The organism is Acidimicrobiales bacterium (genome assembly GCA_035546775.1).
Taxonomy (GTDB): Bacteria; Actinomycetota; Acidimicrobiia; order Acidimicrobiales; family JACCXE01; genus JACCXE01.
In genome coordinates this window covers 76,194-83,732 of sequence record DASZWD010000002.1, presented here as the reverse complement: position 1 = coordinate 83,732, position 7,539 = coordinate 76,194, and the positions used below count along the sequence as shown (strand labels likewise).

Annotated in this window: 8 protein-coding genes; 6 read left to right on the top strand and 2 right to left on the bottom strand. The window is 69.1% G+C overall.

The genetic code is table 11. The features are described 5' to 3' along the window. A partial coding sequence (locus VHC63_00810) for a glutamate synthase subunit beta (GenBank protein ID HVV35113.1) occupies window positions 1–1,393 on the top strand: 1,393 nt, incomplete at its 5' end. Window positions 1,394–1,467: 74 nt separating this feature from the next. Here VHC63_00810 and VHC63_00805 read toward each other — a convergent pair. After that, window positions 1,468–2,229 (bottom strand): hypothetical protein, encoded by a 762-nt coding sequence (locus tag VHC63_00805; protein HVV35112.1) that lies wholly within the window; start codon window positions 2,227–2,229, stop codon window positions 1,468–1,470. Between the two features lie 293 nt (window positions 2,230–2,522). On the opposite strand from VHC63_00805, the gene VHC63_00800 reads away from it, so the two are divergent. Both VHC63_00800 and VHC63_00795 read left to right on the top strand, forming a co-directional pair. Continuing rightward, a complete protein-coding gene (locus tag VHC63_00800; protein ID HVV35111.1) occupies window positions 2,523–3,038 on the top strand; it encodes a DUF1003 domain-containing protein in 516 nt (171 codons plus the stop codon). Beyond that, a complete protein-coding gene (locus VHC63_00795) occupies window positions 3,035–4,078 on the top strand; it encodes a phospholipase D-like domain-containing protein (protein HVV35110.1) in 1,044 nt (347 codons plus the stop codon). Before VHC63_00800 ends, VHC63_00795 begins: the two co-directional genes overlap by 4 nt. On the opposite strand, the gene VHC63_00790 is transcribed toward VHC63_00795, so the two are convergent. Next, window positions 4,075–4,875, bottom strand: a complete 801-nt coding sequence (locus VHC63_00790; protein ID HVV35109.1) for a universal stress protein — start codon at window positions 4,873–4,875, stop codon at window positions 4,075–4,077. The two genes, VHC63_00795 and VHC63_00790, sit on opposite strands and share 4 nt — an antisense overlap. Window positions 4,876–4,956: 81 nt before the next feature. Here VHC63_00790 and VHC63_00785 point away from each other — a divergent pair, with 81 nt between their 5' ends. The 3 genes from VHC63_00785 to VHC63_00775 all read left to right on the top strand — a co-directional run bounded on the left by VHC63_00785 (window position 4,957) and on the right by VHC63_00775 (window position 7,447). Further along, window positions 4,957–6,201: a cytochrome P450 gene (locus VHC63_00785; GenBank protein ID HVV35108.1), complete on the top strand. Its 1,245-nt coding sequence runs from the start codon at window positions 4,957–4,959 to the stop codon at window positions 6,199–6,201. A gap of 79 nt (window positions 6,202–6,280) precedes the next feature. Next, the gene (locus VHC63_00780) at window positions 6,281–6,463 is read left to right on the top strand and encodes a hypothetical protein (GenBank protein HVV35107.1); all 183 of its coding nucleotides are present in this window, start codon (window positions 6,281–6,283) and stop codon (window positions 6,461–6,463) included. 24 nt (window positions 6,464–6,487) lie between these two features. Further along, complete coding sequence (locus VHC63_00775) at window positions 6,488–7,447, top strand: NADPH:quinone oxidoreductase family protein (protein HVV35106.1); 960 nt, start codon at window positions 6,488–6,490, stop codon at window positions 7,445–7,447. Window positions 7,448–7,539 lie beyond the last annotated feature (92 nt).

The following is a 7,539-nucleotide window of genomic DNA, read 5'->3' as shown; positions in this document are numbered from 1 at the left end:
GCCGGTGCGGATCCTCGACTGGCGCGAGGTCTACGAGGAGTTCCCGACCGAGGAGCTCCAGCACCAGGCCAGCCGGTGCATGGACTGCGGGATCCCGTTCTGCAACAACGGCTGCCCGCTGGGCAACCTCATCCCGGACTGGAACGACCTCGTGTACCGGGACCGCTGGCGCGACGCCATCGAGCGGCTCCACGCCACGAACAACTTCCCCGAGTTCACCGGCCGCCTGTGCCCCGCTCCGTGCGAGGGCGCGTGCGTGCTCGGCATCAACCAGGACCCGGTCACCATCAAGCAGGTCGAGGTCACGATCATCGACCGGGCGTGGGAGGAGGGCTGGGTCGTGCCCATCCCGCCGACCGTGCGCACGGGCAAGAAGGTGGCCGTCGTCGGCTCCGGCCCGTCGGGCCTGGCCGCCGCGCAGCAGCTCACCCGGGCCGGCCACGACGTCACGGTGTTCGAGCGGGCCGACCGCATCGGCGGGCTGCTGCGCTACGGCATCCCCGAGTTCAAGATGGAGAAGCGCCACCTCAACCGCCGCATCGAGCAGATGGAGGCGGAGGGGACGGTGTTCCGCTGCAACGTGAACGTCGGTGTCGACGTGACCGCGGACGAACTGCGCGCGCAGTTCGACGCCGTCGTGCTCGCCGGTGGCGCCACCAACTGGCGCGACCTGCCGATCCCGGGCCGCGAACTCAAGGGCATCTATCAGGCCATGGAGTACCTGCCGCCGTCGAACAAGGTGCAGGAAGGCGACCTCGAAGATACGCCGATCACGTCCAAGGACAAGCACGTCGTCATCATCGGCGGCGGCGACACCGGCGCCGACTGCCTGGGCACGGCGCACCGTCACGGCGCGGCATCGATCACGCAGTTCGAGATCCTGCCGCGCCCGCCCGAAGAGCGACCGGCGGCCAACCCGTGGCCGACGTATCCGATGATCTACCGCGTCGCCTCGGCGCACGAAGAGGGCGGCGAGCGCCGCTACTCGGTCAACACCGAGTGCTTCCTCGGCGACGACGACGGGTGGGTGCGCGCCCTGCGGGCGCACGAAGTCGAGATGGTCGACGGAAAGTTCCAGAAGGTGGAGGGATCCGACTTCGAGATCCCAGCCGAGCGCGTCTATCTCGCCATGGGCTTTCTCGGTCCCCAGCACGACGGCCTGCTCGACGCCCTCGGCGTCGAGTACGACGAGCGGTCGAACGTGAAGCGCAGCGACGAGTGGATGTCGTCGGTCGACGGTGTGTTCGTCGCCGGCGACATGGGCCGCGGCCAGTCGCTCATCGTGTGGGCGATCGCCGAAGGCCGCTCGTGCGCGTCGGCCGTCGACCGCTACCTCACGGGCGACACCGCGCTGCCGGCGCCGCTGAAGCCCACTGACCGCCCCATGGCATAAATCGCCTGAGTTCCACTCCACTTTGTGGGGGTGTTTTGCCGCCTGCGGGAGCGAATCGCCACCCGAAACGGGCATCAAAGTGATGGCATCGGGCGGCGGCGTGCTTGCTCGATGATCTGCAGCATGCGCCGGCCCGCCCACTTCGGCGCGCGGTAGGCCTCGTGCCACGTCATCCGGTGGCACAACCATCCCGTCGCGGCCACGACCGCCGACTCACGACTGGCGTCGTAGACGGGTTGGCCGCGGTGACCGAGTCCGTCCAGTTCCTTGAACACGCCCAAGTCGGGCCACGAGAGATCCACGCGGGCAACGAATTCGGCGTGTTCGTTGAAGACACGGTGTTGCCTGGTCGGCTCGGGAACGCCTTCGGTGTGTCGCGCGATCTGCACCGCGATCGTTTCGAGCCGGCTCTCGGTTGGTGGCGCTCCGACCGGGCGCAACGCGAGGACGCGCCTCATCCGGGTGACGCCGGGCGTGCGGCGGGCCGACAGGTCACCGAGGAGCGCGACCTCGTCGTCGATCGTGAAGAGCTTCTTGTGCAGCGCCGACTCGTTCGCCTGTTCCCATCGGTCGTCGTCGAGGATGGTCGCCAGGTCGATCATCGTCTGCAGGGGGCTCGCGCACAGGACGCCGTCGACGACGCGGGGTTCGCCGCCGAGGTCCGGCGCGCGACGCCGCCACGGCTCGGGAATCGCCAGATCGTGCACAGCGTCGAGGTCGTAGATGGTGGCGGCGACGAGCCCCCACGCGGGCACGTCGTCACGAATCATGTGCGCCAGCGCGAGCTCTACCGCGGTTCGCTCACCGGGCCCGTCGGCGTAAACCCCGCGGATCACCCGCGGGCATACGCCCCGATCGGTCGCCCATCGCAGCGCCTCGCGGGTGCGACCGCTCGCAATCCAATCGTCGGGCGTAAACAACCTCCGGCGCGGCGCGGGCTCCCACATCTGGTCCTCCTCTAGGACCTATGCCAATTTCCGGGGGTGAATCGCACCCGAAACGGCGGAATCACCACCAGAAAGTGGCGTGAAACGGATGGGGGAAGCGCAGCTGATGACAGCGTACGGACGGGGTGTGACAGCGAAGCCCGAACCGCGATCGCGTCCGTGATCCGGAATGATGGCGTCTCATGACCGACACGTATGTCCATCAATGCCCGGCGTGCGCTGTGATCGACGAGGCCGACGGGGTCGTCGACGGCAACCTGTTCCCGGTGCTCGCCAAGAATCTGGGCAACGAGAACCGCATCCTCGAGAGCCTCAAGCAGACGCAGGACCGCGTTGCCGACGCCATCACCGACTTCGCCGGCTCGCTGAACTTCGTCTACATCCACACCGTCTGGTTCGGAATCTGGATCGCGCTGAACGTCGGTCTCGTCGGCGCGTCGTTGAAGTTCGACAAGTTCCCGTTCGGCTTGCTGACGATGATCGTCAGCCTTGAGGCCATCTTCCTGTCGACGTTCGTCATGGTGAGCCAGAACCGCCAGGCCGCCCGCGCGGACATCCGGGCCGAGATCGACTTCCAGACCAACCTGCGCTCCGAGATCTGGTCGGTCCACATCGGCCAAGCGCTCGGCATTGACACGGCCCACGTCGAGCGCGCCGTGCAGCGCGCCATCGAAGGCGCGAAGCAGAGCCTCGGTTGATCACGTTGCCTGCGTTCACGTTCCTGGCCGACGGCGGCCAGGCCGCGGCGCAAACGCTCGACGCCCTCGTCGGCTTCGTCGACGGCGCGCACACCTCGCTTGACATCGCGGTGTACGACGCCCACCTCGAGCCGCCGTCGCTCGACCGTTTGATCGGCGCCCTGGACGCGGCGGAGGCGCGCGGCGTGCGCATCCGCGCCGTCTACAACGACGAGGCAAAGACGAAGCCCGGCTTCGCGCCACCCGAGGGTCCCTCGGCGTTGCAGCGCCTCGCCGCGTCCGTACCGTCGACGGCGATCCCCGGCGTGCCCGACCTGATGCACCACAAGTACATCGTGCGGGACGCGACCGACGTGTGGACTGGGTCGACGAACTGGACCGAGGACGCCTGGACGCACATGGAAAACGTGATCGTGACGCTGTCGTCGGCTGACCTCGCGGCCGCCTACGCCAACGACTTCGACGAGTTGTGGAACGGCAAGAAGGTGGAAGGCAGCGGCACGGTGGTCGACCAGCCGACCGAGATCGGCGGCGCGTGGGTGCGCGCCATGTTCTCGCCCGGGCGCGGCCGCCAGTTGGGCCAGCGCATCGCCGGGGCCGTCGCCCGCGCCCAGCACCGGGTGCGGATCTGCTCACCGGTGCTGACGTCGGGCCCGATCCTGTCCACGCTCGCCGAGTCGCTCGACGAACGCCGCTGCGACGTCACCGTCACGGTCGACGGCCCGCAGATGGAACAGGCGCTGCGGCAGTGGAGCGAAGACGGACGGGCGCAGTGGAAGGGCCCGCTGTTCGAACGCGTGCGGAGCGCCGGCGTCCTAGCGGAAAAGGCGTCGCGGCCCTACCAAGCCGGCCCACCGCACAACTACATGCACGCCAAGGTCGTCGTGTGCGACGACGTGGTCTTCACCGGTTCGTTCAACTGCTCGCACTCGGGCGAGTTCAACGCCGAGAACGTGCTCGAGATCCGCGACGCCGCGATTGCCGATCAGTGCGTCGCCTTCTGCGACAGCGTGCACGCGCGGTACGCGCCGCCTGCTTAGTGCAGGAGCAGTACCGGATTCTCGGCGGCGTGCACCGCGTGCGTGGCGACGCTGCCCTCGGCCAAGAGATCGAGGCCGGCGCGGGCGTGCGTCGCCATCGCGATGATTGCCGACGGGCGGGCCCGTACGTAGTCGACGATGCCTCGCGCGGGATCGTCGTCGTGCAAGACCTCCCACGACGCCGCGAGGTCGTCGCCGAGCTTGGCCGCGAGCATCGCAACGTGGCCCGTTTCGCGCACGTCGGAGCCCGTGACGTCTGAGGCTTGGGCCTGGAGTACGTCGTCGGGGTCGATCACCTGCACGATCTCCAGCTTGGCGTCGAGCGCGCGTGCCAGCGCGACGGCGGGTTCCATCACGCGCGCCGACTCCGATGACGCGTCGACCGCCGCGATCACGTCGGTGTACGCGTTGACGTCGGTGCGCGCGTGCGGTCCGACGACGAGCACGGGCGCACCAATGCCGCGCACGACCTCCGCGCACACCGCCCCGAACAGCGCTTGACCGAAGAAGCCGAAGCCGTGCGAGGCCATGCACACCAGCGACGGTTCGTGCGCTGACGCCAGCGTGATGATGTTGTCCGGCACGGAACCTTCGGTGGCGATGGTGACTTCGCAGGGGACGAACGCGCTGCGCGCCCAGCCGCGCAGATAGTCGCCCCGCTCCTGGACGAAGTCGGGTTGCACCACCGAGAGCAGCACGACGTGGGCGCCGGTTTGCGATGCGATGGTGAACGCGGGATGGAGCGCGGCCTCGGTGTGCTCCGTGCCGTCGAGCGGGACAACGATTGCGCCGAACATGGTCGTACCGTGCACCGCCGACCGCGCGCCGGCGTAGGGCCGGTCGCGAGTTTCGGTGGGACCTTTGGCAGGCTTACACGCGTGACACGCATTCCGGGTCCCGGCCTCGGCGGGAGCGTCTCGGTGGCGCTCGGCATGGCGCGCGACGCGCCCAACACGCTGCTGGGCCTCCAGCGCCGCTACGGCAACGTCTTCCGCTTCGGCCGCGGCCCGATGGCCTACACCGTGCTCTGCGGTCCGGACGCCAACCGTTACCTGCTGTCCGAGCACCCCGTGAACTTCACGTGGCGCGAGGCGATCAAGGGCCTGATCGTCGTGGACGGCGACACCGCCCTCGTCGTCACCGACGGAGCCGAACACGACCGGCGCCGCCGCCTCGTGCAGCCGGCGTTCTCGACGCGCGCCATCAAGGGCTACGGCGAGATCATGGAGGAGGAAGCCAACCGCACGATCGACGGCTGGCGCGCCGGCGACGAACTCGACCTCTACGACGAGTGGCGGCGCTGTATCCGTCGCATCGCCATCCGCACGCTCTTCGGCGACACGCTCGGCGATCGCGCCGAGGAGTTCGGCGACGCGTTGGGCGAGGCGCTCGAGTACGTCAACCGGCCGCTGTCGATGATGTTCCAGTGGCACGGCCCGGCGTACCGCCGCGCCGTCCGGTCGCGCGATCGCGCCGACGCGATCGTCAACGCGGAGATCGCGCGGCGCCGCAGCCGGCCCGCCACCGACGACGATCTGTTGGACCGTCTCCTGCCGGAGCTGAGCGACCTCGAGGTACGCGACCAGGTCGTGTCGTTGATCGCCGCGGGCTACGACACGACGAGTGGCGCGGCGGGCTGGGTCATGCACGAGCTGCTGCACAACGACGGCGCCTGGGCGCGTGCCGCCGCCGAAGTCGACACGCCCCACCTCGACCACGTCGTCAACGAGACGCTGCGGATGTGGCCGCCCGGGTTCATCAGCGCCCGCAAGGCGACCCACGACTTCTCCTTCGGCGGCTACGACATCGCCGGTGGCTCACTTGTCGTGTACTCGGCCTACGTCACCGGCCGCATGCACGACGTGTGGCCTGAACCCGACGTGTGGGACCCCGATCGCTGGGTCGACCTCGAGGTCGACCCCTACGCCTTCGTGCCCTTCGGCGGTGGCTACCGCCGCTGCATCGGCTTTCAGTTCGCCACCCAGGAGCTCAAGGCGATCACCGCCGCGGCCGTGCGCCGCTGCGAGTTCGCGTCGTTGCGCCGCGATCCAATTGCGCCGGCGGGCGTGGCTTCGATGATGCCGAAGGGCGGCGTGCGCGTTCGTGTTGTTTCCGTGCGCTGATTCGCCACCGCGGGCACAAAATCGCCCAAAACTTTCCAAAGCCGCTAAGGGTTCGCAGGGCACCGCCGATCGATCGTGCGTGGACCAGGCCTTCGTACTCGCACTCGTCGTCTTCGCCGGCGCCCTCGTCGGCACGATCGCTGGTCGCCTGCTGAAAGCGCACGAGCCCCAGCGCGAGGTCCTTGTGCTGCCCGACCCCGAAGCACTCCACGTCGACCTCGAGCGACTGCTGGCGATGTACGACGCGCCCGCCCACGCCTGAGCGCGGGCAATAACGTCAGCGGCCGTGCGCCGCATCGTCTGCTCCGAGTACGGACCGCCTTCTCTCCTGCACGTCGTCGAGTCCGACGACCTCGTACCCCGTGAGGGACAGGTCGTCGTCGACGTCGCCGCCGCGGGCGTGAACTTTGTCGACGCCCTCTTCGTGCAGGGCACGTACCAGATCAAGATCCCGCCGCCCTTCACTCCGGGCAGCGACTACGCGGGAGTGATCTCCGCCGTCGGTCCGGGCGTCGAGGGCTTCGCCGTGGGCGACCACGTGCTCGGGAGTGGCTTCGGCGCCTACGCCTCGCAGCTGGCGGTGTCGCCGTTGTCGTTGACGCGCGTGCCGTCCACCATCGGACTCGACCAGGCCGCCGCGCTGCTGCAGAGCTACTGCACGATGTGGTTCGCGTTCACGCGCCGCATGTCCCTGCGACCCGGCCAGCGCGTGCTGGTGCTCGGCGCCGGCGGCGGTATCGGCCTCGCGGCGATCGACGTCGCCTGCGGGCTCGGCGCCACCGTGATCGCCGCCGCATCGTCGGAGGACAAGCTGGCGGCGGCACGCGGCGCGGGCGCGAGCGAGACGATCAACTACACGACCGAAGACCTCAAAGCGCGCGGCAAGGAGCTCGGCGTCGACGTCGTCGTCGACCCGATCGGCGGCGACCTCGCCGAGCAGGCGCTGCGTGCCAGCGGGTGGATGTCGACCTACATCGTCATCGGCTTCGCGTCGGGGCCCATCCCGCGCTTCCCCGTCAACCTCGTGCTGCTCAACAACCGCACGGTGGTGGGCGTCGACTGGGGCGCGTGGACCGGCCGCGACCCCGAAGGTCAGCGGGCCCTACTCGCCGAGTTGATGACCGCTGTCGGCGAGGGGCGCCTCCACCCACCGATGCCGGCGCGCCGCCCCCTCGACGACGTGGGCGCCGTCCTCCAGGAAGCCCTCGACCGCAAACTCGTCGGCAAGACGGTGCTGGTCCCCTAACCCCCGCGTTTCGGTCCGTCTCAGACAGAAAGACCCTGGCTGAGACGGACCAGAAGACCCGTTGACCGGCCCCAGGGCGGCGCGCGACGCTG

What these genes read in the sequence shown, in the direction of transcription:
- VHC63_00790 (HVV35109.1), bottom strand. Translation starts at nt 4,875, where the DNA reads ATGTTCGGCGCAATCGTTGTCCCGCTCGACGGCACGGAGCACACCGAG.
- VHC63_00800 (HVV35111.1), top strand. Translation starts at nt 2,523, where the DNA reads ATGACCGACACGTATGTCCATCAATGCCCGGCGTGCGCTGTGATCGAC.